Origin of the sequence: Pseudomonas sp. S9, assembly GCF_000222125.1 — a bacterium.
Lineage (GTDB): Bacteria > Pseudomonadota > Gammaproteobacteria > Pseudomonadales > Pseudomonadaceae > Aquipseudomonas > Aquipseudomonas segetis.
On sequence record NZ_AFFX01000009.1, the window covers coordinates 1 to 25,908 of the forward strand.

A 25,908-nucleotide genomic window follows, 5' to 3' on the forward strand; every position below is an offset into this window, starting at 1 on the left:
GCACCTCAGATTTGCCGTCAAGGGTTTATTTTAGCCCAGGCTGAAAAAACCATCGCAACCCAAGAAATCAAGTCACCCGACCTATTTCAAACAGCCAAGTCCAACAGGGGCAGCACAGCAGCCAGCATCATGAGCCAACGGCTCAAGCACGGGCTTGCAGTCAAAGCTAACCATTTGGCATTAAATGAAAAGAAGGGCTGGACAACCCCGGGGGACTACAACTATCTATACAGGAGTGAATCAGCGGCAGAACACTCATGCTGCGATAAAACAATACAATAAATGCGGTTAACTCCGAGGCTTAGCCAAAGCCCGAGCGTGCACCGGCGCAAGGTTAAAGAGCTCACTTCCAACCCATGCTGCTTTTGGGTTGTAAGTTAGCGCTGCGTTATTGCCAATCGATGCTTTACTTACCGTTAATGCCCCTGACAGAGCAAGGATTGCAATGCTAAATCGCCCAGTCAAAACCCTTAGTCTTGCCATCGCAGCGACCCTGCTAACTGCGTGCAACTCCATGGAGCCTCGTCCTTATACGGTAGAGGAGCAACAACAGCGGATCCTCGAAGATCAGGCGCGAATGTACGCTGACCAGGAACCCGTCACCCACCCCATTAGCTTTTATGAAGCGGTCGCTCGGGCACTGAAATACAACCTCGATTACCGTCTCAAGCTCATGGAAAGTGCATTAGCAGCCGACCTGCGCGACGTGTCGAGCCATGAGATGCTGCCCCGCCTTGTAGCATCGGCTGGCTACGCCGGACGCAACAATGACTCAGGCGGTACCTCGATTGGCATTGAAGATCGCCAGCAAAGCTTGCGGGCATCCACGTCTGAAGAGCGTTATCGCGATATTGATAGCCTCGGCCTGAGTTGGAGCCTGTTGGATTTCGGTGTTGCCTATTACCGTACTCAACAAAAAACCGATCAAATCATGATGGCCGAGGAACGCCGTCGTAAAGTCGCTCAGAATGTTCTGCAGGATGTGCGCAATGCCTATTGGCGCGCCCTCGCCGCCCAGCGCCTGATGCCAGAAGTCGATCAGCTGTTACAACGCACCCACAGCGCACTTGCATCTGCGCGCTCGGCTGAGGATCGCGGCTTGCTGCCACGTCAGGAGGCACTCGCATATCAACGCGCGCTTATCGACTCTATCGACCTGTTGAGCGTGCGCCGCCAGGACCTGGAATTTGCCCAGGCCGAACTCTCTGCCTTGATGTCGCTCCCACCTGGCTCAAAAATGGTGCTCAGTGATGAACCCGAGCCCCAGATGCCGGAACTCAAAGCCGACATAGGCAGCCTTGAACAGGCCGCACTGGAAAACCGCCCGGAGATCATGGAGGAATGGTATCGCAAGCGGGTCAATGCCAATGACCTGAAAATCGCCAAGGCACAACTGTGGCCCAACGTCAGCGTCAACTGGAGCTATCAATACGACTCCAACAAGTACCTGTACAACAACAGCTGGTCCGAAACGGGACTGCAGGTATCGGTCAACCTGATTCGCTTGCTGCAACTGCCTGCACTGAATAATGCAGAAGAGTCGCAAACCAAGACCGATGACACTCGCCGCCTGGCCTTGTCAATGGCGATCCTGACCCAGGTTCGCGTAGGTGCCCTGCGCTATCAGTTGTCCCATGAGCAGCTGGAGTTCGCCAACGAAAGCCTGCGCGTCGATCAGAGCCTGCTTAGCTACGCCCGCGCCGCGAAAAGCACAGCCGTTGGCTCGGAACTGGAAGTTATTCGGGCAGAGGGACGCTACCTGCTCTCCCGTTATCAGCGTGAAGCAGCTTACTCAAACACCCAGGCTGCCTGGGGCCGGCTCTATAACTCCATTGGCCTGGATATCATGCCTGAAGTGGTCAAGAGCTATGACGTCAAGACCCTTGCCGATGAGCTGAAGAGAAAAATGGATCAACAGGAACAAGAGAGACTACTTCCTCTGACACAAGGAAGCACCAATGCTTCAACGCAGTCGTAATACCGCCGTGATCGCAGCACTTTTAGCAGGAATCATGGCGACCCCGGTTGTCGCCGAGTCCCCCGTCACCAACCAGGAGCTAACAGACCCATCGGCAATACGCGTGCTGCTCGCTGCCGACCTTGAAACCACACTGTCCAGCCAAATGAATGGTACGCTTGGCGAACTCAATGTCACGCTCGGCAAGCAAGTCAAAAAGGACGCCGTGCTGGCCCAGCTTAACTGCCAGGAGGCCCAGGCCCGCGCCAAAGTCGCCGCTGCTGAGCTGACCATGGCCAAGCAAAACCTCTCGGCAAAACAGAACCTGCGCAAGCTGGATGCAGTGGGCGACCTTGAGGTGGCCATTGCTTCAACCGAGGTTCAGAAGGCCGATGGCGCTCGCCTCATGGCTCAGGCACAAAGCGGCTACTGCGTGGTCAAGGCCCCTTTTGCTGGCCGCGTAGCCAAGATTCATGTCAAGGCCTACCAAACCGTCAGCGCCGGCGCCCCGCTATTTGACCTGGTCAGTGACGGTGCATTGAAGGTTCGCTTGAATGTGCCATCCACACGCTTGCCAACATTGCGCGAAGGCATGCCACTGGAAGTGAGCATCTATGAAACAGGCAAAACCTACACCGCTCATATCACAGCTATAAATGCACGGGTAGATGCCGTCGCCCAGACGGTTGAGCTTGAGGCGCGACTCGATGCCGAACATCCAGACTTGATTGCAGGAATGAGTGGAATTGCCCGTTTCCCAGCCGCAAATGAATGATCGACTGCCTCACCCCCAGCTATTACTGAGCCTTAACGCCCTTCGCGATCGGGCATTGCAAGCCGAGACACTCAACGCCCTCGCCTTCTCAATGGCCAATGACCTTTACCCATTGCTGAAGTACCGACAAGCATTGGTCATGGCTCAACGGGGTGAGAAGCTCGAGCTGCTTTGTGTTTCAGGGCTGGTAAAGCCGACTGAAGACTCGCCCTATTTGATCTGGCTGGGGCGTGCCAGCCGCTGGCTCAGCAAGCAATTGCCGGACAACTCCGCTCAATGGCTTGCCCGCGAGGCTCTCGAACCCCCTGAAGACATTGCCCAAGGTTGGGCTGAATGGTGGCCAAGTGGAGTTTTCTGTGTGCCCGTCGTGGATGCACAAGGACAACGTCTCGGTCTTGTCCTGTTTCTAATGGATCAGCCACCCCAGGAGCCCCTGATACCACTGCTCGACGGCCTCTGGAAAACCTGGTCTTACTGCTGGGCGGCGTTGACCGTGCAACACAAGCTTCTCGGCTGGCGGCCAGGCAAGCGCCAGTTGTTAATCAGTGCAGTGGTGCTGTGCGCCCTGCTGCTTATCCCTGTTCGCCAGACCGTGCTTGCACCGGCGGAAATAGTCTCGCACCAGGCCCAGGTCGTGAGTTCGCCAATCGACGGCGTTATATCGCAAATGCTGGTACGACCCAACCAGCCTGTTGAGGCAGGCACGCTACTGTTCACCCTGGATGAAACCACACTGCGTAATCGTGCCGATGTATTGGCCAAAGAGGTCGCGGTGGCGGATGCTGAACTGCTGGCCGCGAGTCAACGCGCGTTCGATAACATTCAAAGTAAAAGCGAACTGACACTGCTTAATGGCCGCGCTCAGCAACGCCGGGCCGAGCTGGATGCGGTGCGCTCACAACTGCAACGCACCCAAGTCACCTCACCCGCTGCCGGCGTCGCCGTATTCAGCGATCCTAACGACTGGCTCGGCAAGCCGGTGGTCACTGGCGAGCGAATCCTCCAGGTTGCCAACCCCAAAACCCCGGCAATGCGCATTCAGTTGCCGGTTGCCGATGCCATTGCGCTCGAACCCGGGGCGCCAGTCACCTTGTACCTGACTGCATATCCGCTGAGTCCGGTCCAGGGAAAGGTATTGGAAACCAGCTATAAGGCCAAACCGACTGATGAAGGTGTGGTCGCGTACCGGCTCCTGGCCAGTGTCGATGGCGAATCCAAGCATGCGCGCCTCGGCCTGCATGGCACGGCCAAGCTCTACGGCGAATGGCACGGCCAAGCTCTACGGCGACTCCGTGATGCTCGGTTACTACCTGCTGCGCCGACCACTTTCTGCAGTACGGGCCTGGACGGGCTGGTAATGATCGATCCAACCGAGCTGCCCCTGCCTCCGTTGCGTGAAGACCTGCGCTTGAGCGAGGCGGCAATTACCGACAGTGGCGAACCCAGCTGGGTAATTGAAGATACCGTGATCAATCGTTATTACCAGATTGGCTGGCTCGAATTTGAGTGTCTGCTGCGCTGGGGCCAGACGCCTAAACAGATCAGTACTCAAATAGCGGAACAAACCGCGCTGCAACCAGATGCAGAACAGGTTGTTGAGTTCAGCCAGTTTCTTGAGCAAAACCAACTGCTGCGCCCGAATATGCAGGCCACTGATCGCCTCAGCCAACGCAGTGAAGGTAACAGTGGCCTGAGCTGGAAGTGGTGGCTGCATCACTACCTGTTCTTTCGGATTCCACTGCTCCGGCCGCAGCAGCATCTACGAGCGATAAACCATGCCTTTGGCTGGCTACTGAACCGCAAGACCGGGCTGGTAATCCTGATGCTCAGCCTGATGGGCATAGTGATGGTCATGCATCAGTGGGATACATTCACCCATGACGTGGTCGAGTCATTCTCGATGGAAGGCTTGCTTGGCTTCGCCATGGCCTTGATCGTCGGTAAAACCCTTCACGAATTGGGGCATGCCTTGGTTGCGACCCGCCTGGGCTTGCGCGTCGCCCACATGGGCGTGGCATTCGTGGTGTTATGGCCGATGCTCTACACCGATACCGGCGAAAGCTGGCGCCTGCCCAGATCGAGTCAGCGCCTGGCCATTGCCAGCGCAGGGATTATCACCGAACTGTCACTGGCGGGCCTGGCAACGCTTGGCTGGGCGCTGTGCGACCCCGGCCCTCTGCGCAACGCCTTGCTTTATCTTGCCACCACCGGCTGGATTCTCTCGCTGGCGCTCAATGCAAGCCCCTTTATGCGCTTTGATGGCTACTTCATCCTCTCGGATATTCTCGACTTCCCAAACCTGCATGAACGCTCGTCAGCCCAGGCCCGGATATTCCTGCGCCGCAGCTTGCTGGGCCTGGACGAACCCTGGCCAGAGGTGTTCAGCGCAGGCAAGCGTCGTGCGCTGATAATCTTTGCCTTTATTACCTGGATGTACCGGCTGATCCTGTTTCTCGGCATCGCCGTTGCGGTTTACTTGCTGTTCTTCAAGTTGCTGGGCATCTTCCTATTCATCGTCGAACTTTCATGGTTCATCTTTATGCCGATCTGGCGAGAGTTAAAACATTGGTGGCAAAACCGTAGCGAAGTGCGCAGAGGGCGACGCTATGGCTTGGTGACAATACTTGCAGCGGCCATCCTTCTCCTGGCACTACCCTGGCACTCGCAGATTCATATTCACGGTGTTGCCCGCGCAGAACAACAGGTGCAGGTGTTCTCGCCATATCCTGCCCATATCCAGCGGATTCATCCCGAGGGCAAAGTCAGCGCTGGCGACAAACTGGCCATTCTTGACCAGCCAGATATAGCCTCCAAGCTGCGCCAAAGTGAAACCAGCATGCGCAATATCGAGTCCCAGCTCACCGGCCTGCAAGCCGACAGCTCGGGGCTGGGATTGCAAGCTGCGACCCGCCAACGACTGTGGGTAGAATTCGAACAGGCACGCTCGGCTCAATCAGAGATCGACCGACTGGTCCTGAAGGCCCCTTTCGATGGCCAATGGCTGGATATCAATCCGGACTGGAAGGCTGGCCAGTGGATCAGCAACAAGGAACCTATTGGGGTGCTGATCGCAACAGATCGCTGGCAGGCCGATGGCTATGTACAGCAGGATGAGGTGCATCGACTGAGCATTGGCGATCCCGTAAGGTTTTATGCCAAAGGCCAGCCGACACCGGTACCAGGCAAGGTTATCGCCATTGGCAGTACGCGCAGCAGCCAGCTCGCCAACCCCATGCTCGCCTCGCGTTTTGGCGGGCCCTTACCCACCAGGCAAGACAGCAATGACCTGGCCCCGACTGAATCGCTGTTTCATGTACTGATCCAGTTGGACAAAGCCCCGCTTGGCCAGCATGAAACCTTGGGAGACATCCAGGTAGAAGGTGCCAGGCGCAGCCTGTTGGCCGAAGGCATCACCCATTTATTTGCAGTCTTGCTACGCGAAAGTGGTTTTTGACGGCGCAAGGATCAGGCTGCCAGCTTGTGTCCTGCGCTGGATGGCAGGTCTTAACGGCTGAACAAATCGCCAATGCTGGCAACAGGCATCGTTTGCTCGGCCGAGTACCTGATTAATTTGTTATCAGCAGGGTTGTGCGACAAATAGCCTATCGCCACGACCATTGCCGGTATCAGCAGTATTACCAGATAACGAGGCATAACCATCTTCCTCTCATGTAACGGCAGCTTGGCTGCGCGCAATTATTGTTGTTATTACCTGACTACAACCTTGCCGTTAATCTACCCGTAATTTTTTGCAGATTGCGCCAAAAATAAGACAATCCGCGCCGTGATCGATTCCGCCTGCAACCTCTCGCTCAAAATGGCTACAAGGCAATCCACCGCTACCCTTGAGCATAGTCGAGACCGTTATGCCTAGAGCGTTGCAGACCCAAACCAACCCCGCAGACACGCGCCCGCAGCGGCCCATACCCGCGCATAAACGCTGGTGATGACGGCAAAACGGAGAAAATGGAAGGAATGCGAGTATTGAGCAACTCGCGACAGCCAGCGATGCTGACTACCTGAACTGGCGCCAGCTGGGAGCATGGCACCAGAGGAATCAATCAGAAACGAGCGAGGTCAATCACGGCAAAGCTGGCCACGGTTTCATGGCCTGGCAACTCACCGCCTGATCGGGCCAGGCCAATGGTTTGCATGCCCGCTTGCTGCGCCGCATCCAGCTCTTCAACGATATCCGACAGGAATACAATCTCCTGCGCTGGCAAGCCAATCGCCCTGGTGATGTTCTGATAAGAGCTGACTTCGCGCTTGAGCCCGGAGGTGGTGTCGAAGTAGCCGCTGAACAGAGGTCGTAGATCCCCCGCCTCCGAACAGCCAAAAATCAATTGCTGGGCTTGAATCGATCCCGAGGAATAGACATACAGGGCATAACCGGCCTGATGCCAGCGCCGCAGTGCTTCAACGGCATCGGGGTAGACATGCCCCTTGAGCTGGCCGCTTGCGTACCCCTGCGCCCACACCATGCCTTGCAAGGTTTTTAATGGCGTGGCCTTGCGGTCGGCAATAATCCACGCCAGCAGAATCTCGATAACCCGCCCTGTATCGGCGTCGCTCTCTCCCGCCTCGACCCTAACGGCCTGGAGTTGCTCGGCAACTGCAGGCTCCTCGGCATGCTGCAACACAAAGTCCGGCAAATGTTCAGCCGCGAAAGGGAACAACACATCGAAGACAAAGCTAACGGCGCTTGTGGTGCCTTCGATATCGGTAAGTACTGCTTTGATCGGCATCTTGTCTCCAGACAGGTCAAGATCCATAAGTGAATTGACTGGCTCGGCAGGCGTTACCAGCGGCTTAGTCGTCCAGGCCTGGGAATTTAGAGGCAATGTCGTCGCCGGTAAATTGCGCCACCCACCCTTCGGGGTTGTTGAACATGCGGATCGCCACAAAGTGCGGATTCTCGCCCATATCAAACCAATGGCGCGTGCCCGCAGGAACGGAAATCAGGTCATTTTTTTCGCAAAGCACGGCATAGACAAAATCATCAATGTGCAAGGTAAACAAACCCCGCCCTGCAACAAAAAAACGCACCTCGTCTTCAGCGTGGCGATGCTCATCGAGAAACTTGGCGCGCAGCTCAGCCTTTTGCGGGTGATCCGCTGCCAGGCTGACAACATCGACCGTGACATAACCGCGCTCAGTCATCAGTTGGTCAATCTGGCTCCGGTAGGCGGCCAATACTTCATCGGAACCGGCACCGGCTGCAATGGGCGCGCTCGCCTGCCAACGCTCGAAGCGCACACCGACGCTGTCGAGCGTGCTGGCGATGTCTTCAAGGTGGGTCAGTACCTTGTTTGGCAATTCAGGTGACGACTCATGATAAACACTGAGCATACTCATAAGCTGAGTTCCTTCTACGTCTTCGGGGCAAGACTGTGCAGCCCCGTGATGGACTAATTCTTTTGCAGCGCGCGCACCCGCAGTTCGCACTCGAACAAGAATTCGAATGCCTCGATTTGGCGTAGAGCATCACTCATCTGCGCGCCCCAAGTATACAAACCATGGCCACGAATCAAGTAGCCGACACAATCGGGGTGCGCCTCAAGCCAGGGCCGGACCTTGGACGCCAAGCGCTCGATATCCTGGTCATTATCAAAAATCGGCACGGTCACCACCGACTGGTGAGTAACCACGCCACTGAAGGCTTTCTGCAGCTCGTAATCTTCAAACTGCAGGCTATCGCCCTCGGTAAGGCGGGTAAGGACTGTGGCACCAACCGAATGCGTGTGCAGCACCGCACCGATTTCCTTGCGCCACTTATAGAGCTGGGTGTGCAGCAGAGTTTCTGCCGAGGGCTTCTTGCCCTCCTCCAGGCTGTTGCCATCAAGGTCGGTTGCCAGTACATCATTGAACCCCAGCTCGCCCTTGTGTCGACCAGACACGGTCAGCAATGCCTTGTCATCAGCGAGTCGCGCCGAATAATTACTGCTGGTAGCGGGCGACCAACCTTTGCCATAAAGGAAACGCCCGGCATCGATTATCTGTTGCGTCAGGTGCTCGCGATTCAAGTAGCTGTGCTCGGGTTGCTGTTGCTCTGGTTGTAGATCAAGGCTCACGGCCGATCCTCCTGCAAACGAGTGGCAATAATGAGGGCAGCAACAAGCACTGCCAGGCTGGCGAGTGAAAAGGTCCACGCCGCACCCAAGGTATTCCAACTGTAGCCTGCGTAAAGTGCGCCCAACGCACCGCCGACTCCAGCCGTGGCTGCATAAAGCGACTGGCCCTGGCCTTGCTGGCGATCTGCAAAGCTACGCTGCACAAAATGTATGGCAGCGGCATGAAAGCTGCCAAAAGTGGCCGCGTGCATCAGTTGGGCGAGCAGCAACAACCACAGATGATCGGCAAAATTACCCAGCAAAAGCCAGCGCACTGCGGTGATCAGAAAGCTGGCCAGCAACACCTTGCGCAATGAAAATCGCACCAACAGCCTGGCCATGAAGATGAACAGCACGATTTCAGCGAGCACGCCAAGCGCCCACATGACACCAATCACGCCACGGCTATAGCCTTGGTTTTCCAAGTGCAGGCTCAGAAAAGTGTAATACGGACCATTGCTCAGTTGCATCAAGCAAACGCAAAGGTAAAACGCCGCGATGCCGGGGCGGCGCAGTTGGGCAATAAAACCACCGTCGGCAACAAGGTGCGGGTGATTTTGCGGTTGCGCGTTGGGCACCCAGAAGCTGCTCGCAGCGATACCGGCCATGATCAGCATCAGGGTCCAGGGGTAGGCATCGAGACTGACCCACTCAAATAGCTGGCCAAGGCCCACCACCGCGACGATAAAACCGATACTGCCCCACAGGCGGATCTGGCTGTAGCGCGCAGTATGCTCACGCAGGTGTGCCAGGGTAATGACCTCGAACTGAGGCAGCACGGCGTGCCAGAAAAATGCATGCAGCGCCATTACCAGTGCCAGCCAGGCATAGCTTTTATCGAACACAATGGCACTGAAACAAAGCAAGGTCGCAACCGCGCCAAAACGCACAATGGCCAGGCGCTGCCCTGAATAGTCCCCCAGCCATCCCCAGATATTTGGCGCAATACAGCGCATCAGCATGGGGATCGCCACCAGCTCACCGATTCGCGCCGGAGCAAAGCCCAGGTGATCGAAATACAAAGCCAAGAAGGGTGCGGTCCCCCCCAGGAGCGAGAAGTAGAAGAAGTAAAACCCGGACAACCGCCAATATGGCAATGCAGCCGACATTCAGCGGTTGACCAAGACGCGCAGCCGAGTCCTGGACAGGCAGGCCAAATGCCTCACAGCTGCGGCAACACCGGGGTTGTGACCTGAACGTCTGCGTTTTGCGCACGATGGCGCAACAGGTGATCCATCAACACCAACGCCATCATGGCCTCGGCAATCGGCGTCGCCCGAATGCCAACGCAAGGGTCGTGACGCCCTTTGGTGATCATCTCCACTGCATTGCCGTTGATATCAATGGACCGGCCAGGCGTGGTAATGCTCGACGTCGGCTTCAAGGCCAAATGCGCAATGATTGGCTGGCCTGATGAGATTCCACCAAGAATGCCGCCAGCATTATTGCTGAGGAATCCTTCTGGAGTCAGCTCGTCGCGGTGCTCGGTGCCACGCTGGGCCACACAGTCGAAACCGGCGCCGATCTCAACCCCCTTGACGGCATTGATGCTCATCAATGCATGGGCGAGTTCAGCATCCAAACGGTCGAAGATGGGCTCGCCCAGGCCCGGCATCACGCCTTCGGCAATAACGGTGATCTTTGCCCCAACCGAGTCCTGGTCACGACGCAGTTGATCCATATAGGCTTCCAATTCAGGTACCTTGTCCGGATCGGGACAGAAAAATGCATTCTGCTCGACGCTGTCCCAGGTTTTGAAGGGAATCTGGATCGGGCCAAGCTGGCTCATGTAGCCCCGAACGACAATGCCCTGGGTCGCCAGGAACTTCTTGGCGATGGCCCCGGCGGCAACTCGCATGGCCGTCTCGCGCGCAGAACTGCGTCCGCCGCCACGATAATCGCGCACGCCATATTTGTGGTGATAGCTGTAGTCGGCGTGTGCTGGGCGGAATACATCCTTGATCGCCGAGTAGTCCTTGGACTTCTGGTCGGTATTGCGAATCAGCAAACCGATGGAGCAGCCAGTGGTTTTACCTTCGAACACCCCCGAAAGAATCTCGACCACATCGTCTTCCTGACGCTGGGTGGTATGACGGCTGGTGCCCGGCTTGCGCCGATCAAGGTCGCGTTGCATGTCTTCAAGCGACAATTCGAGCCCTGGAGGACAGCCATCAACAATGGCAACCAGCGCCGGGCCATGGCTTTCGCCTGCGCTAGTGACGGTGAACAGCTTGCCGTAGGTATTGCCGGACATGTGCAAAACGCTCCGCGATATTAAAACCATGGGTATGATCGCTGCAGGGCCGGCATTGTGTTCAGGCCCCAGCGCCTACCATGGCAAACAAGACATTAAGGTATCGCGCAAGTATACCTGCGGCGGTGCGACACTTCATCCTCGAACCTTATTGGACAATGTGCGTCGAATAGCTCGGTGATGCCAAGATGCCTTCAGCGATCTCGGCTACAAGCTGGCCGTGCAGGTCAGCCAGCCACGTCCGCTTCATTACTTCAATCCTTAAGGCAGTGCCCAAACATGCTGCGAGTTGTGCTCTTGATGCTTCCTCTATTAGCCGGTCTTGCCCAGGCAGCGCCTACACAGATCTCCCAACGTCCAGTCAGCCTGCAAACCAGCCAGGGCGAATTATTTGGCACCCTGGTCACCCCCAAAAGCAGCACGGCGATTCCTGTCGCCCTGCTTATCGCGGGCTCAGGCCCCACCGACCGTAACGGCAACAACCCTGGCGGCGGTAATAATGACAGCCTGCGCAAACTGGCTTATGCGCTGGCCAAGCACGGCATTGCCAGCCTGCGTTACGACAAGCGCGGCGTGGCCAAAAGCCAACCCGCCACGCCTGATGAACGCAACCTTAGCGTTGAACGCTATGTGGAAGACGCCGTGGACTGGAGCCGCCAACTGAAAGCCGACAAACGCTTTAACAAGCTGGTGCTAATTGGCCACAGTGAAGGCGCATTGATCGCGACCCTGGCCGCTCCCCATGTCGGGGCAGATGCGTTGATCTCAATTGCTGGCAGCGCACGGCCCATCGACCAGGTGCTGCGCGAACAGCTCAGCCGTCGCCTGCCACCCGGGAAGCTGGCTGTCAGCATGCGCATTCTCGATACGCTCAAAGCAGGCAAGACAACCGACGATGTTCCAGATGACATGCAGGTACTGTTCCGGCCGGCTGTCCAGCCATACTTGATCAGCTTGTTCCGCCAGGATCCCGCCCGCGCATTTGCCGAACTGAAGATGCCGGCACTGATTCTTCAAGGTAATCACGACATTCAAGTCGATGTCGCCGACGCCCTGATGCTCAAGGAAGCAAATCCGCAGGCCCAACTAGCCCTGATCGAGGGAATGAACCATGTAATGCGCATCGTTGCCCTCGACCTGAAAGCGCAACTGGCCTCGTACAACAATCCTAAGTTGCCCTTGGCGCGTGAGTTAACCCAACACATTACGGACTTTATTCAGAACTTTCGTACCTGATCGGCTCCAGTTTCCCCAAAAGCTGCCGACAACTCCTGTGCAAGCACCTTACATGCATCACACCTGCGCACAGGATCGCCATTGATGAACACAACCCCAGCACCCGCCACAGGCGAGGCCACAGCAGATCAGCAAACTGAGGCAACAAAGGCCCATCCCTGGTCGGAGCTGGGTGCTGAGCTCTTTCGGCTGTTGCGGCTTGCAGCACTGCCGATTGATCGCCATACAGGTGCGCGACCACTGCGCTTTGTGCAACTGGGCCGTGTCGAGCGTCACAGCCCACAGCTGAGCATGCTGCGGCTGACAATCACCCTTCCCGACCAAACTGTGCGCAAACATATCAACACCCTGGAAGTTTGGATTGATCACCGCTCACGGGAAGTGCGCTTTGGCCCAGACAAAGGCCTGCACCTCGAACCGACCAATCGTGGATTGGGTCGTTTCCTGCTCGCCCAAGGCATTGCCTGGGCAAAACAACATTGCGCGCACTACTTGGTCGAAGGGGGGGCATTGCACGTCAAGGACGCGCCGACCGATGATGCCCGCGCTCGGCGTGACCATTTTCTGCAGACCCAGGGCTTCACCATCGAATACCAGGACCCGCTCCAGCTCAAAGCCAGCTATAGCGCGGCGCGAGTCAGCGTGCTGCACAGTGACTGGCACAACGATAAAGTACAGCTGGTCGAAACGCTCGAAGCCGCTGCCATGCTGCAACGTGCCGACCAGGCGCTCAATGAACAGGAAAACAGGCTGCGCAAACTGGAAGAGCGCACTGCGCAGTACAAACGCGAAGATGGCAGCTTGCGCTTCACCATCGCCTGCCTGGTAACTTTCAGCGTATTTCAGGCAGGCTTATTGATTTGGATCGCCACCCATTAGCCAACCGGCAGCAAGCTTTGGCTATTTGAGCCGAGAGCGAAACAACGCCTGGTGCTCGCGGCAAAGCTTGGCAGGCAATAAAAACACGCCATGGCCACCCTGCTGGAAGTCCAGCCAGGTGAAGTCAACCTCGGGATACAGTGCTTCGACGTGCACCTGGCTGTTGCCCACCTCAACAATCAACACACCGTTATCGTTCAAGTGATCCGCAGCTTCAGCCAGCATGCGCCGCACCAGATCCAGGCCGTCATCACCGCAGGCCAGTCCCAGTGCAGGTTCGTGCTGATACTCTTCGGGCATGTCAGCAAAGTCTTCAGCATCGACATAGGGTGGATTAGAGACGATCAGGTCGAAACGCTGGCCCGGCAAACCGGAAAAACCATCCCCCTGCACGGTGAAAACACGGTCCTCGATTCCATGGCGCTCAATGTTCTGGTTGGCGACTTCAAGCGCCTCGAACGACAGGTCGCCCAGTATCACTTCTGCCTCAAGAAACTCGTAAGCGCAGGCAATACCGATGCAGCCAGAGCCGGTGCACAGATCGAGAATACGTTTGGGCTCGGCTGCCAGCCAAGGCCGGAAGCGGCTGTTGATCAACTCGGCAATAGGTGAGCGCGGCACCAGAACACGCTCGTCAACCAGGAACGGCAAGCCGCAGAACCAGGCTTCGCCCAGCAAATAGGCGGTGGGAACGCGGTCATCAATACGCCGCGCCAGCAAACCCTGCAGATGGGCATGCTCGTCATCTTCGAGGCGACAATCAAGATAGCTGTCTGCAATCTCATAAGGCAGGTGCAGAGCCCCGAGCACTAACTGACGCGCCTCATCCCAAGCGTTGTCGGAACCATGGCCATAGAACAACCCGGCGACCTGGAAGCGAGTCACGGCCCAGCGAATGTAGTCACGAATGGTTTGTAAACGAGTAGATCGGGCGGCGCCAACGTCAGTCACACAGGTTCTCCTTTCTAAATTGATCAGGCAGTTTAACAGCACATGGGAAAGCCCTGCGAATGCACCAGATAGTGCAACGGCGGCAGAAATTAAGTATAAGAATCGCCCTGTGCCCACCGGTGCGGCATTCAATGCTTGAGCTGCACCCGGGATTGAGTTTCAAGCCAAGCGTATAAATCGGCTGGCGCTGGCAATTCTGTGGGCTGGGCACTGGCTTTTTAGGATGGCTTACTGCCATTATCCACCCCCACATAAATCCTTCAGCCTGTTTAACGCCGATGTAGTAACCCCCAGCGCGAGCCCTAAACTGCTCGATATTTCCAATGTCTGAGTCTAGGCGGATAGCTGAACTTTTCACCTGCAACGCATCGCGCATGCAGTAATGGGTTCACAGCAGCGCCAGACAGGCAGACAATGAATAGCGTCGTCAGAGTCAACAAGGAGCCTTTGAATGTCACACCCCAAAACGCTACTGCAGCTAACTGGCCGTAGCCATGCCCCTGCCACCTTGAAGACTGCGACCCTGTTGGTTATCGATACCCAGGAAGAGTACCGCAGCGGTGTATTGAAACTGCCGCAGGTTGAACCAGCGGTGGCTGAAATCGCCAAGCTGCTCGACGCCGCGCGAGCCATGGGTACACCTATTGTTCACGTCAAGCATCTAGGCATCCCCGATGGCGTGCTGGACCCACGCGGCCCGCGCGGTGCACATATCCCCGAGGTGGCTCCGCTACCGGGCGAACTGGTGATTGAGAAACGCCTGCCTAACGCATTTTCTGGCACCGACCTGCATGAGCGCCTGCAAGCACTGGGGCGGCTGGACTTGATTGTCTGCGGTTTTATGACCCACTCCAGCATCAGCAGCACAGTACGTGCCACCAAGGACTACGGTTACCGCTGCACCATGGTCAACGCCGCATGCGCAACGCGCGACCTGCCGACCCTGGATGGACAGGTCATCAGCGGCGCCGAGATGCACCGTTTTGAAATGATTGCGCTGGCTGACAACTTTGCCGCCGTGGTTGAGCAGGCCGACAGCCTACTAAGCTGACCAATACAGGCCGATGGCGAAGACGCAATAACGACTGCTTTGCAGCGAAGGAACCACTAGAACCTGAGCCTGTCACACGCCGATACCCAAAAGGAAATCGGAATGAAGCAATCCGATGGTTTCAATGCCCGCCGCTTGCGCCCCCGCGAGCCGGGCAACTGGCGCCTGCGCTTCGCCGCGGCACTTGCCGCCTTGTTCGCTGCCGGCGGAGTGCTCCTGGCCATGGCAGGAGCCGCAGCACTGCTCGGCCGGCCGTCCGCCCTGGGCAACCTGAATGACTCCCCGGCGGGCTCGGCGGTATTGGTCGTCGCAGGTCTTCTCCTGCTCTGGTTTGGCGTTGCGCTCTGGCGCATGTTTCGCCGCCGATTACGCCGCCCTGGTGACTTGAGCATGTCGCGTCACCTGATGAAAAAGCGCAAGTGACCCTACCCCGCCCCGCAGCCATTATTTGATTATTCAATACAACAAGGCAGCAGAAACAGCGCTGCCTTGGTTACACTAGTGGCCAGTGTGGAGGCCATAATGCAAGACGATGATTTTTCTTTATTCCAAGCCCAACTCAAGGGCGTGAAGCCGATCAAGCATGATCGCGCCGATACCGGCAAACCCAAACTCGACAAGACCAAGCTGGCCACATTGCGCCAGAACGCGACGGTGCGTGACAACAGCATCAAGGTTGATGGTTTGTCAGACCAGTTCGTAATTGACGTCGGCGCCGAGGATCCGCTCTATTGGGCAGCCAACGGCATGCAGGAAAGCCAGATGCGCAAGCTCAAGCTTGGCCAGATTGCCTTCGATGGCAGCCTGGACCTGCATGGCATGAACGTGGAGAAAGCCCGGGATACCCTGTGGGAGTTCCTGGCCGAGGCGTGCAAGCTCGAAGTACGCTGCGTACGCGTTACCCATGGCAAGGCCGCACGAATAGACGGGCGCAAGCCCATGATCAAAAGCCATGTAAACACCTGGCTTCGCCAGCATCCACAAGTACTTGGCTTCACCTCGTGCCAGCCCAAGCATGGCGGCACAGGCGCGGTTTATATCATTCTCAAACGCACCATGATGGACGGGCGTGACGAAGATTGAATAGCGCATAACCCTCGGGATGAGTTAACGCCAAACCTTACTGACGCAAAATCTGTATCAGCTTGGCGTACGCCGCGCTTGCCAGCCGGCAATCCGCACCCTACCCTGCGCGTCTGTGCATATTTGTCAGTCCCAACAGGAAGATCAATGTCCCTGGAACAGAACTACACCCAGATTCTTGGCCAACTTGGTGAAGATGTGTCCCGCGAAGGCCTGCTCGACACGCCAAAACGTGCGGCAAAAGCCATGCAGTACCTCTGTCGCGGCTACCAGCAGACGCTGGAAGAAGTCACCAATGGCGCACTATTCAGCTCTGATGCCAGTGAAATGGTACTGGTCAAGAACATCGAACTGTATTCGTTATGCGAGCACCACCTGCTGCCCTTTATCGGCAAGGCCCATGTAGCCTATATCCCGAGCGGAAAAGTACTGGGGTTGTCAAAAATCGCGCGGATCGTCGATATGTACGCCCGCCGCCTGCAAATCCAGGAGAATCTGAGCCGCCAGATTGCCGAAGCCATTCAGCAAGTGACTGGCGCGCTCGGTGTCGCCGTGGTCATTGAGGCCCAGCACATGTGCATGATGATGCGCGGTGTCGAGAAGCAGAACTCTTCCATGGTCACCTCTGTGATGCTCGGCGAGTTCCGCAAGAATGCAGCCACACGCAGCGAGTTTCTCAGCCTGATCAACAACTGATCCTGCGCCACGAGCAGCCATCAAAGAGTGCATACCAAACTCTTTGATGGCCAAGCCAGCTCAGTTGTTGAGAATAGCCTTGCCCGGCTTTTTCTTGGTTTGCAGCAGGTGCGAGAATACGGCGTGCAAGTCATCCGATGCACTGTCTTCGTCGAGGTTGAGCTTGCTGTCGATGTGATCCATGTGATGCATCATCAGGCTGACCGCGCGCTCGGCATCACGCGCTTCGATTGCATCAATCAGTTGATTGTGTTCATCGTAGGAACAGTGCGAGCGGCTGCCGCTTTCGTATTGGGCAATGATCAGCGAAGTCTGGGATACCAGGCTGCGCTGGAAGCTGACCAGCGGCGCATTCTTTGCTGCCTCGGCCAACTTCAGGTGAAACTCACCGGATAAACGAATACCCGCCCCGCGGTCACCGCGCGAGAAGCTGATCTGCTCATCCTCTACCATCTGGCGCAGTTCATTGAGCTGGTCGACCGTAGCGTATTGCACTGCCAGCTCGGTGATTGCCCGCTCAACCATTCGCCGGGCATAGAATATCTGCCGGGCTTCCTCAACGCTTGGGCTAGCCACTACCGCGCCACGGTTGGGACGCAGCAGCACAACACCTTCATGCGCCAAACGCGACAAGGCACGACGGATGATGGTCCGGCTTACGCCAAAAATCTCACCCAAAGCCTCTTCACTCAGCTTGGTGCCGGGAGCGAGTCGCTGCTCCAGTATGGCATCAAAAATATGTGCATAAACGACATCGTCCTGCGTCCCGGTGCGACTGTTTTTAAGTGCGCGGGACTGCTTTTTGAGTGGCTGCAATTTTTCGTTCATTTGGGCTCGCGTTAGACAGGTTCAGCAATATAAATCGGGATCAGCGCATAGCCTGCAAAACCAGGCAATCCAGGCGCTCCCCCACGCTCATCACTGTTAATAGGTTCTTTATTGCGTAATCCCGGCTTACTGACAAGCAGCACACACGGATAAACACAAAAAAAACGCTTTCATTGTACACAATCCAGCCAATTCCCGCATTTTTTGCACAGATACAATCGGTAGCTAACACATCGCCTCAAGGTTCAGGCTGAGCATTAAATCCATAAACTGACTGATCCCGCTTCAAAGGATGGTCGGCATTGCCAGTTTACTGACCTAAAAGTCAATAAATTTGCTATATCCAAGGCCAGTTTACAGGCTGATTGCACATGAGCCTCAGGTTTAGCCAGCCGAGTATCCTTCTGTTTTTTATCACTTTTATAGACATGGATCAGCATTGGCAGCTATCAAAAGTATGGGTACAGCTATTGATAGCCTGCTTAGCAAGTAAAAACAGTATTTGCATTTTTTGTATACAACAGCATAATCGCGGTGTGTGACTTCCTGACCGCTCGGTCAACAACTTAGCCAGCAAGCACACTCAACCTGCCACCTGCCTCAGAGAGTTAACGTGCGCATAGCGCCAGCTCTGGGTGGCACACAACAAGAGAAATGAGGAGTACCCGCGTGGAAAGCGTAAAATCAGAACAAATCACTCAGCCAAACGCTGGGCTTGGTAAAAACGGATTACTTGATCGTTTTTTCAAGCTGACCGAGCACCGCACCACTGTCAAAACCGAGTTGCTTGCTGGCCTGACAACCTTTGTCACCATGGCCTACATCATTTTTGTAAACCCGAACATCATGGCCGACGCCGGGGTTGATCACGGCGCGGCCTTCGTTGCGACCTGCATCGGGGCGGCCCTGGGCTGTTTCCTTATGGGCCTGTATGCCAACTGGCCCGTAGGCCTGGCGCCAGGCATGGGCCTCAATGCGTTCTTCACCTACACCGTTGTAGGCGAGATGGGATACAGCTGGGAGACCGCGTTGGGCGCGGTGTTTATTTCCGGCGTTCTCTTCATGATCATGAGCCTTTCACGTATCCGTGAGTGGCTGCTCAATAGCATTCCCATGAGCCTACGCTTTGCCATGGGCGCCGGGGTCGGTTTATTCCTCGGTTTGATTGGCCTTAAAACGGCCGGCATTGTTGTCGACAGTCCGGCCACATTAATCACTATGGGTTCATTCGGCGAACCAAATGCCTTGCTTGCTGCCGTGTGCTTTCTGATGATTGCCGTGCTTAGCCACCGCAATGTATTCGGTGCCATTTTGGTCAGCATGCTTGCAGTCACCGCGATCGGCTGGGGCATGGGCCTGGTTGAGTTTGGCGGCGTGGTTTCGATGCCGCCAAGCCTGGCGCCAACCTTCCTGGCAATGGACATCAAGGGCGCATTCAATATCTCGATGGTCAGCGTTATCCTGGCCTTCCTGTTCGTCAACATGTTCGACACCGCCGGCACGCTGATGGGTGTTGCCCATCGCGCCAAACTGGTGGATGACGATGGTCAGATCCAGAACCTGTCCAAAGCCCTCAAGGCCGACAGTACTTCAAGCGTCATTGGCGCAATGGTGGGTTGCCCGCCTGTAACCAGCTACGTCGAAAGTGCTTCCGGGGTTGCTGCAGGTGGTCGCACCGGCCTTACGGCAATAGCAGTTGGCATACTGTTTCTCTGCGCGATGTTCTTTGCCCCGCTGGCAGGCATGATCCCTGCGTATGCCACGGCAGGCGCGCTGATCTACGTGGCAATGCTGATGATGAGCGGCATGGCCCACATCGACTGGGAAGACCTGACAGACACTATCCCCGCCATTGTCACTGTGGTGATGATGCCGTTGACCTTCTCCATCGCCAACGGCATTGCGCTGGGCTTTTTGACCTACGCAACCTTGAAGATACTGACCGGGCAACGTAGCAAAGTATCAGTGTCTTTATATGTGCTCTGCATTATCTTTATCGCCAAGTTTGCCTTCCTCTAGCCGCTTTGCGGCTGGACAACCAAGCCTGTACGGCTGCTAGCCCCTGGCGAGAGCAAGGCTCCAAACCCCGACGCTTGTGCGTCGGGGTTTTTCAACATCTGGAGTAAGTAACATGAGTCTGGAAACCTGGTTATTGTTCAGCAGTGCGGCGCTGGTTGTGATCCTCATCCCCGGCCCCCTTTCGCTTTTGATGGTCAGCAACAGCCTGAACTATGGCCTGCGTCGTTCAATACCCGCATTCATCGGCGGCGTGTCGGCTTCAATCTGCCTGCTAAGCGCTTCCGCCCTGGGCCTGGGCGCCCTGTTGCTGGCTTCGGAAAAACTGTTCTCCGCGCTAAAGCTCGTGGGCGCGTTGTACCTGTTCTATCTCGCCTGGCAGAGTTGGCAAGCCTCGCGCCAGGCGGCCAAGCCGGTCACTGCGGATGAACAGCCCGTCAACCCCAGCTTCAACAGCATGTTCTGGAAAGCCTTTGGCTTGGGCGCGAGCAATCCGAAAGACATCCTGTTCTTCGCCGCTTTTCTGCCCCAATTTCTCTCCACCGATCACTCTCTGGCCCAGCAACTAATGGTGATGATTGCCACCTGGGCAGCACTCGATCTTGCCTGCAAGCTGTTCTATGGTCTTAGCGCCCAGGGCGCGGCCCGCTACCTGAGGTCAGGCAAAGGCCAGGTCTGGTTCAACCGCATTAGTGCCGGCCTGTTTGGCGCAGCTGGAACCGCTTCGTTGTTGAGCCGCTAAAGGACGCTTGGCTGGACTGCATAGAGCCGCTACCAAGGCGCTAGCGTCCAGCCAGCGGAGTCCGGCGCCAGGCGGTGGGTTAATTGCAGCTGCTGCAGAAATACCTCATCGTGCGACACCACCATTAATCCGCCACGATACGCGCAAAGCGTTTGCTCAAGGGCTTGTAGCGAAACAAGGTCCAGGTGATTACTGGGTTCATCCAGCAGCAACAGTTGCGCCGGAACATCGGCATAGAGTGCACAGGCCAGGGCTACCTTCAGACGCTCACCGCCACTCAGGCATCCGCTCGGCTGCATCACCGCATCCGCCTCAAGGCCCAATTGAGCCAATCGCGTACGCAACTCACTTTGATCAAGCCCGGTATTGACCGCTCGTAGTTGCTCAAGTGCCGATTTTTCAGGACTGGAGCCGAGCAACTGTTGATCCAGGTAGGCAAATGCACCGCTTATTTTGCATGCTCCAGCCAAGGGTTGCACAAGACCGGCCATGACCTTGAGCAAAGTCGATTTACCACAGCCATTGGGCCCGGTGATCGCGACACGCTGGGTATTATCCAACACCAGGCTCAGAGTACGTGCAGCCGGTGCGACAAAGGGCAACTCCAAGCGCTCCAATTCCACCAGTCGTGCCTGATGCCCTTGCCCTGCACCTAGTGCCTGCATGCTAATCTCGGCTGCTTGCTCAACCTGTTGTGCCGCCTGCTTGACCTGCTGTGACAACTGCTCACGCTGCACACCCTGCAGTTTAAGCTGCTTGCCATTGCTGACCTCGCTACGTTGCCTGGCACGCCCAAGGAGAATCTTCGCCTGGTTGGCACTGCTGGCCTGCCTGCTTGCGCGGGCGTTTTGGCGTTCGGCTCGCGCTTGAATACAGCGTTGTTTCTGTACTGCATGTTTGCGCTGGAGTTTGCATTTGGCCAGATACGCTTGGGCCTGCTCATGCTCTTGCGCCTTGCATTGCTGATAGAAGGAAAAGCCTCCGCCATAGCTGCGCAGCCCTAATGAGGACAACTCAACCACCCGTTCCATGCTGGCCAGCAATTCACGATCATGACTGATTACCAGCAAGCCCTTGGGCCAGGCCTGTAATTGCTCGATCAATAGCTGGCGACCTTCGCGATCAAGGTGATTGCTCGGCTCATCGAGCACTAGGAATTCGACGTCCGCCAAATAAGCGCCGACCAGGGCAATGCGCATGACTTCCCCGCCACTCAAGCTGGCAACAGGCCGGTCAATGGCAATATGCCCCAAGCCTTGGGCGCCAAGCTCGGCTTCGAGTTGCTGGCGTATGTTCCAGCGCTCGCCCACTGCATCAAAGTCACAAGGATCAACACTGCCCGCAGCAATGCGTTGCAGCGCATCGATAATGCCTTTAACACCCACCAACTCAGCTACACAGGTATGTTTGGAGGTAGATATTTGCTGTGCCAGATAAAACACTCGCCCCGACCGAAAACATCGACCTGAAGTCGCAACGAGTTGCCCGGCGATAATCTTGCCAAGCAGGCTTTTACCTACGCCGTTGCGGCCAACCAAGGCCGTTTTGCGCAGGTCAAGTTGCACACTGAGATCACTGAAAATGGTTCGCCCATCGGGCAAGGTGTAAGAAACGCTGTCGAGCGTGAGATAGGTGTGGGTCATATGCGCCCCCATTTATGGATGCCAGAAACTCCCCCGCTATATGCCTAGCCGGGCTGGAAGTTGGCCGTCAAACAGACGGCGGCATCAATGGCGCATCGGACCAATACCTCTTTTGAGTCAGGCATGCAGTATAAATCATCGGTCGCAAAATCTCATTGACCCGGACCTGGACTGGCCTAAGCCGCGCATGATCAAGATAAGTGCTGGATTTCAGGCAAAAAAAAGCCCGCAGTGTGGTACGGGCAAGGACTCTTCTATCGAGTCTGAGGGTGACAAGCATTCGGGTAAATCGTGATCTATCGAACCCAGGCTAGCTGCCGCGATAGGTTGAATAGCTGTAGGGCGAAATTAGCAAAGGTACGTGATAGTGCTCTTGCTCAGCATCGACACCAAAACGTAGAACAACGACATCAAGAAAGGCCTGATCAGCCAGCTTGACGCCCCGCGCACGGTAATAATCGCCTGCATGGAAGTGCAGTTGATAAACCCCGGTGCGGTAATCGTCGCCCTGCAGGACAGGCGCATCACAGCGACCATCGCTATTGGTTTGCACGGTTGTCAGCAGCTCCAGCTGAGCCCCCTCAACACGAAACAATTCAATTTTCAGATCGCTTCCAGGGCAGCCATGTGCAGCATCGAGTACGTGAGTTGTCAGTCTTCCCATTTGGCTAGGGTTCCCACACTGATCCGCAAGGGATTACAGGTAAAAACCGCACCTCCTTTCTGATGTTTATCGGCCGTAGTGCAAGGCGACAACGCCTTGTGATGGGTTGAGAATAGCATGTAAAAATTTATTTGCGACACTTTTATCTAAAATTGTACACAATATTTTGGGTTTTACCCTGAGCCAATGCCCAGTGCAATTTTTTTCCAAAAACGGCCTTTCGCCCAAACAAAGAACCTTTCAGCGACATGACCTGACCAATCAGGCAAGTTTCTTGCTTTTGAATCAACACTAAAAATAGTGAAATTTTAGATTTACAAAATGCGATACACTTTGTATACAATTGCACAACCCGACCGCATCCCTGATATCTGCATATAGCGGTCGCAACACATTGAGAAGGAAGACTGCAGTGAGCGCTGAATACCCACGCGACCTGATCGGTTACGCCAACAACCCACCGCATCCGCAGTGGCCGAATGATGCCCGCATCGCCTTGTCCTTTGTCCTTAATTACGAGGAAGGCGGCGAGCGCAACATTCTGCATGGCGACAAGGAATCTGAAGCTTTTCTATCGGAGATGGTTTCGGCTCAACCGCTGCAAGGCGAGCGCAACATGAGCATGGAGTCGCTGTATGAGTACGGCAGCCGTGCAGGTGTATGGCGCCTGCTCAAGCTGTTTGCCAAACACGAGATCCCTCTGACCATCTTTGCTGTGGCCATGGCTGCAGAGCGTCACCCCGATGTGATCAAGGCCATGGTCGCAGCAGGCCACGAGATCTGCAGCCACGGCTACCGCTGGATCGACTATCAATATATGGATGAGGCGCAAGAGCGCGAGCATATGCTCGAAGCCATCCGCATCCTCACCGAAATCACGGGCGAACGTCCATATGGCTGGTACACCGGTCGTACAGGCCCTAATACCCGCCGAATCGTCATGGAAGAAGGCAACTTCCTCTATGACTCCGACACCTACGACGATGACCTGCCCTACTGGGATCCAGCCAGCACCGAGCAAAAGCCTCATCTGGTCATCCCGTACACCCTGGACACCAATGACATGCGGTTCACCCAGGTGCAGGGCTTCAACAAGGGTGACGACTTCTTCGAATACCTCAAGGACGCATTCGATGTGCTCTATGCAGAAGGCGTAGAAGGCGCACCAAAAATGCTCTCAATCGGCATGCATTGCCGCTTGCTGGGTCGTCCGGCGCGGCTGGCAGCACTGGCGCGCTTTATTGAGTACGTCAAGAGCCACGACAAAGTCTGGATCACCCGCCGCGTAGACATAGCGCGCCACTGGCATGCCACTCATCCATTCAAGCAGGAGCACGCTTAATGAGCCGCTTTCAGACCCTGACCCCTTCACAGCTAAGCCGCGAAGCGTTCGTCAGTGCCTTCGCTGATATTTATGAGCACTCACCCTGGGTTGCCGAAAAAGCTTATGACCTCGGCGCCGATGAGACGCTGGATGACATTGACGCCCTGCAGCAGCGCATGGCGGATGTATTGCTCAGCGCCAGCCGCGAACAACAGTTGAACCTGATAAATGCTCACCCTGATTTGGCTGGTAAAGCCGCAATTCAAGGTGAGCTGACCGCCTCCTCTACTTCAGAGCAGGCTGGAGCGGGCATCCAGGATTGTACCGCCGAAGAATTTGCCCGCTTTACTGAGCTTAACGACGCCTACAAGGCCAAGTTCGGCTTTATCTTTATCATGGCGGTAAAAGGCAGTAACCGTCACCAGATCCTGGCAGCCTTCGAGGAGCGATTGAATAACTCCCCGGAGCAGGAATTTGCCCGCGCCCTGGCTGAAATCAACAAGATCGCGCTGTTCCGCTTGCAGCAGCTCTAGCTCCGACCGGAGAACTCTGCAAACAGCAACGTGATTATTCTCCTACGCCCTCATACAAGGCAGACATCCATGAAAGCTTATGCCGTACCCTTCGAAAAATACGTCAACCTCGCCGACGCCCGCCTGGGAACCAAGGCTATCTCGGTAACCGATGACTGGTTCGCCGACGTCAACCGCCTTTTCCAGCCGACCCCGGCCGTATGGAAGGAGGGCGTTTTCGATGATAACGGCAAGTGGATGGACGGCTGGGAGTCGCGTCGCAAGCGCTTTGAAGGCTATGACAGCGCCGTGATCCGCCTGGGCGTCCCGGGTTCGATCAAAGGCGTTGATATCGACACCAGCTTCTTCACGGGTAACTTCCCACCTTCAGCTTCGCTTGAGGCCTGTTTCGTTGCCGAAGGCGACCCGACCGACAATACCGAGTGGACCGAAGTCCTTGGCGCCGTCGAGCTTCAAGGCAATAGCCACCACTACCACGAAATCGACAATGCACAGGCATTCACCCACCTGCGCTTCAACATCTACCCGGACGGCGGTGTCGCTCGCCTGCGCGTACACGGCATTCCGTTCCGCGACTGGAGCGCTGTGGGCGATAACGAAGAAGTGGACCTGGCAGCCGCATTGAATGGCGGTCGTGCTCTGGCTTGCTCCGATGAACACTTTGGTCGCATGAGCAACATCCTCAACCCAGGCCGCGGCATCAACATGGGCGATGGCTGGGAAACCGCCCGTCGCCGTACGCCGGGTAATGACTGGGTTATCGTTGCATTGGGCGCCCCAGGTGAAATCGAGCGTATTGTCGTCGACACCCTGCACTTCAAGGGCAACTACCCGGATAGCTGTTCGATCCAGGGCGCATTCGTCAAAGGCGGTACCGACAGCCAGATCGAAACCCAGAGCCTGTTCTGGCGCGAACTGCTGCCTAGCCAAAAACTGCAAATGCACGCCGAACACGAGTTCAAAGAACAGATCAAGGCATTGGGCACCCTGACACACGTGCGTGTGAATGTATTCCCGGACGGTGGCATCAGCCGCCTGCGCCTGTTCGGCAAAGTGAGCAAGTAAGCACAGGCAACAAGCATAGTTTGACCGGCGGGGCCGCAACGCCCTGCCCGCTCTAAATAATAATTATGTGGAGTCGCAGCCAGCAGCGACTCCCAGACAAG

25 protein-coding genes and 1 pseudogene are annotated in these 25,908 nt (G+C 56.1%); 16 read left to right on the forward strand and 10 right to left on the reverse strand.

The window, feature by feature from the left end; all coding sequences use genetic code 11:
* The 5 genes and pseudogenes from PSES9_RS25375 to PSES9_RS0116245 all read left to right on the forward strand — a co-directional run.
* Positions 1-282, forward strand: a 282-nt coding sequence (locus PSES9_RS25375; RefSeq protein WP_010488696.1) for a hypothetical protein, incomplete at its 5' end; no start/stop codon positions are given.
* 163 nt (positions 283-445) lie between these two features.
* The gene (locus tag PSES9_RS0116235) at positions 446-1,978 is read left to right on the forward strand and encodes a TolC family protein (RefSeq protein ID WP_029529598.1); all 1,533 of its coding nucleotides are present in this window, start codon (positions 446-448) and stop codon (positions 1,976-1,978) included.
* Complete coding sequence (locus tag PSES9_RS0116240; protein ID WP_010488698.1) at positions 1,959-2,732, forward strand: efflux RND transporter periplasmic adaptor subunit; 774 nt, start codon at positions 1,959-1,961, stop codon at positions 2,730-2,732. The genes PSES9_RS0116235 and PSES9_RS0116240 overlap by 20 nt, the downstream gene beginning before the upstream one ends.
* Before the next feature lie 667 nt (positions 2,733-3,399).
* Positions 3,400-3,900, forward strand: a pseudogene (locus tag PSES9_RS25725) (HlyD family efflux transporter periplasmic adaptor subunit); the annotation flags it as partial.
* A 189-nt stretch (positions 3,901-4,089) separates the two neighbouring features.
* On the forward strand, positions 4,090-6,186 hold the full coding sequence (locus tag PSES9_RS0116245) for an HlyD family efflux transporter periplasmic adaptor subunit (protein WP_029529599.1): 2,097 nt from the start codon (positions 4,090-4,092) through the stop codon (positions 6,184-6,186).
* Between the two features lie 50 nt (positions 6,187-6,236).
* On the opposite strand, the gene PSES9_RS25080 is transcribed toward PSES9_RS0116245, so the two are convergent.
* The 6 genes from PSES9_RS25080 to aroC all read right to left on the reverse strand — a co-directional run bounded on the left by PSES9_RS25080 (position 6,237) and on the right by aroC (position 11,096).
* Complete coding sequence (locus PSES9_RS25080; protein WP_157998249.1) at positions 6,237-6,386, reverse strand: hypothetical protein; 150 nt, start codon at positions 6,384-6,386, stop codon at positions 6,237-6,239.
* Between the two features lie 407 nt (positions 6,387-6,793).
* Positions 6,794-7,477, reverse strand: coding sequence for an acireductone synthase (gene mtnC, locus PSES9_RS0116255; RefSeq protein ID WP_010488702.1), 684 nt, complete (start codon positions 7,475-7,477; stop codon positions 6,794-6,796).
* Positions 7,478-7,541: 64 nt separating this feature from the next.
* Positions 7,542-8,087, reverse strand: coding sequence for a 1,2-dihydroxy-3-keto-5-methylthiopentene dioxygenase (locus tag PSES9_RS0116260; RefSeq protein WP_010488703.1), 546 nt, complete (start codon positions 8,085-8,087; stop codon positions 7,542-7,544).
* 53 nt (positions 8,088-8,140) lie between these two features.
* Positions 8,141-8,755: a methylthioribulose 1-phosphate dehydratase gene (locus PSES9_RS0116265; RefSeq protein WP_029529600.1), complete on the reverse strand. Its 615-nt coding sequence runs from the start codon at positions 8,753-8,755 to the stop codon at positions 8,141-8,143.
* 44 nt (positions 8,756-8,799) lie between these two features.
* The gene (locus PSES9_RS0116270; RefSeq protein ID WP_010488709.1) at positions 8,800-9,951 is read right to left on the reverse strand and encodes an MFS transporter; all 1,152 of its coding nucleotides are present in this window, start codon (positions 9,949-9,951) and stop codon (positions 8,800-8,802) included.
* 53 nt (positions 9,952-10,004) lie between these two features.
* Positions 10,005-11,096, reverse strand: coding sequence for a chorismate synthase (gene aroC / locus PSES9_RS0116275; protein ID WP_010488711.1), 1,092 nt, complete (start codon positions 11,094-11,096; stop codon positions 10,005-10,007).
* A gap of 279 nt (positions 11,097-11,375) precedes the next feature.
* Between aroC and PSES9_RS23795 the strand changes: the two genes are divergently transcribed.
* Together PSES9_RS23795 and PSES9_RS0116285 are read left to right on the forward strand one after the other, a co-directional pair.
* Positions 11,376-12,332 carry an alpha/beta fold hydrolase gene (locus PSES9_RS23795; protein WP_010488712.1) on the forward strand — a complete coding sequence of 319 codons (957 nt, stop codon included), beginning with the start codon at positions 11,376-11,378 and terminating at the stop codon, positions 12,330-12,332.
* An 84-nt stretch (positions 12,333-12,416) separates the two neighbouring features.
* Positions 12,417-13,211, forward strand: a complete 795-nt coding sequence (locus PSES9_RS0116285) for a hypothetical protein (protein WP_010488713.1) — start codon at positions 12,417-12,419, stop codon at positions 13,209-13,211.
* A 21-nt stretch (positions 13,212-13,232) separates the two neighbouring features.
* Here PSES9_RS0116285 and prmB read toward each other — a convergent pair whose 3' ends face one another.
* Positions 13,233-14,162, reverse strand: a complete 930-nt coding sequence (prmB, locus tag PSES9_RS0116290) for a 50S ribosomal protein L3 N(5)-glutamine methyltransferase (protein ID WP_010488714.1) — start codon at positions 14,160-14,162, stop codon at positions 13,233-13,235.
* A gap of 451 nt (positions 14,163-14,613) precedes the next feature.
* On the opposite strand from prmB, the gene PSES9_RS0116295 reads away from it, so the two are divergent.
* From PSES9_RS0116295 to folE, 4 genes are all read left to right on the forward strand, one after another.
* Positions 14,614-15,213, forward strand: a complete 600-nt coding sequence (locus PSES9_RS0116295) for a cysteine hydrolase family protein (RefSeq protein WP_010488715.1) — start codon at positions 14,614-14,616, stop codon at positions 15,211-15,213.
* 102 nt (positions 15,214-15,315) lie between these two features.
* Positions 15,316-15,636 (forward strand): hypothetical protein, encoded by a 321-nt coding sequence (locus PSES9_RS0116300; RefSeq protein WP_010488716.1) that lies wholly within the window; start codon positions 15,316-15,318, stop codon positions 15,634-15,636.
* A 99-nt stretch (positions 15,637-15,735) separates the two neighbouring features.
* Entirely contained in the window at positions 15,736-16,296 is a 561-nt protein-coding gene (locus PSES9_RS0116305) for a Smr/MutS family protein (protein ID WP_010488717.1), read from the forward strand.
* 147 nt (positions 16,297-16,443) lie between these two features.
* The gene (gene folE / locus PSES9_RS0116310) at positions 16,444-16,992 is read left to right on the forward strand and encodes a GTP cyclohydrolase I FolE (RefSeq protein ID WP_010488718.1); all 549 of its coding nucleotides are present in this window, start codon (positions 16,444-16,446) and stop codon (positions 16,990-16,992) included.
* A 60-nt stretch (positions 16,993-17,052) separates the two neighbouring features.
* On the opposite strand, the gene PSES9_RS0116315 is transcribed toward folE, so the two are convergent.
* The gene (locus PSES9_RS0116315; protein WP_010488719.1) at positions 17,053-17,820 is read right to left on the reverse strand and encodes a GntR family transcriptional regulator; all 768 of its coding nucleotides are present in this window, start codon (positions 17,818-17,820) and stop codon (positions 17,053-17,055) included.
* Between the two features lie 669 nt (positions 17,821-18,489).
* On the opposite strand from PSES9_RS0116315, the gene PSES9_RS0116320 reads away from it, so the two are divergent.
* Both PSES9_RS0116320 and PSES9_RS0116325 read left to right on the forward strand, forming a co-directional pair.
* The gene (locus tag PSES9_RS0116320) at positions 18,490-19,839 is read left to right on the forward strand and encodes an NCS2 family permease (RefSeq protein WP_010488720.1); all 1,350 of its coding nucleotides are present in this window, start codon (positions 18,490-18,492) and stop codon (positions 19,837-19,839) included.
* A 112-nt stretch (positions 19,840-19,951) separates the two neighbouring features.
* Positions 19,952-20,578 carry a LysE family translocator gene (locus tag PSES9_RS0116325; protein ID WP_010488721.1) on the forward strand — a complete coding sequence of 209 codons (627 nt, stop codon included), beginning with the start codon at positions 19,952-19,954 and terminating at the stop codon, positions 20,576-20,578.
* Positions 20,579-20,607: 29 nt separating this feature from the next.
* On the opposite strand, the gene PSES9_RS0116330 is transcribed toward PSES9_RS0116325, so the two are convergent.
* Both PSES9_RS0116330 and uraH read right to left on the reverse strand, forming a co-directional pair.
* Positions 20,608-22,221 (reverse strand): ABC-F family ATP-binding cassette domain-containing protein, encoded by a 1,614-nt coding sequence (locus PSES9_RS0116330; RefSeq protein WP_029529601.1) that lies wholly within the window; start codon positions 22,219-22,221, stop codon positions 20,608-20,610.
* A gap of 310 nt (positions 22,222-22,531) precedes the next feature.
* Positions 22,532-22,885 (reverse strand): hydroxyisourate hydrolase, encoded by a 354-nt coding sequence (gene uraH / locus PSES9_RS0116335; RefSeq protein ID WP_010488723.1) that lies wholly within the window; start codon positions 22,883-22,885, stop codon positions 22,532-22,534.
* Positions 22,886-23,297: 412 nt separating this feature from the next.
* Here uraH and puuE point away from each other — a divergent pair, with 412 nt between their 5' ends.
* The 3 genes from puuE to alc all read left to right on the forward strand — a co-directional run bounded on the left by puuE (position 23,298) and on the right by alc (position 25,807).
* Positions 23,298-24,227 carry an allantoinase PuuE gene (gene puuE, locus PSES9_RS0116340; RefSeq protein ID WP_010488724.1) on the forward strand — a complete coding sequence of 310 codons (930 nt, stop codon included), beginning with the start codon at positions 23,298-23,300 and terminating at the stop codon, positions 24,225-24,227.
* Positions 24,227-24,742, forward strand: coding sequence for a 2-oxo-4-hydroxy-4-carboxy-5-ureidoimidazoline decarboxylase (gene uraD, locus PSES9_RS0116345; RefSeq protein WP_010488726.1), 516 nt, complete (start codon positions 24,227-24,229; stop codon positions 24,740-24,742). Before puuE ends, uraD begins: the two co-directional genes overlap by 1 nt.
* Positions 24,743-24,811: 69 nt before the next feature.
* Entirely contained in the window at positions 24,812-25,807 is a 996-nt protein-coding gene (gene alc, locus PSES9_RS0116350; RefSeq protein WP_010488728.1) for an allantoicase, read from the forward strand.
* Positions 25,808-25,908: the final 101 nt, after the last annotated feature.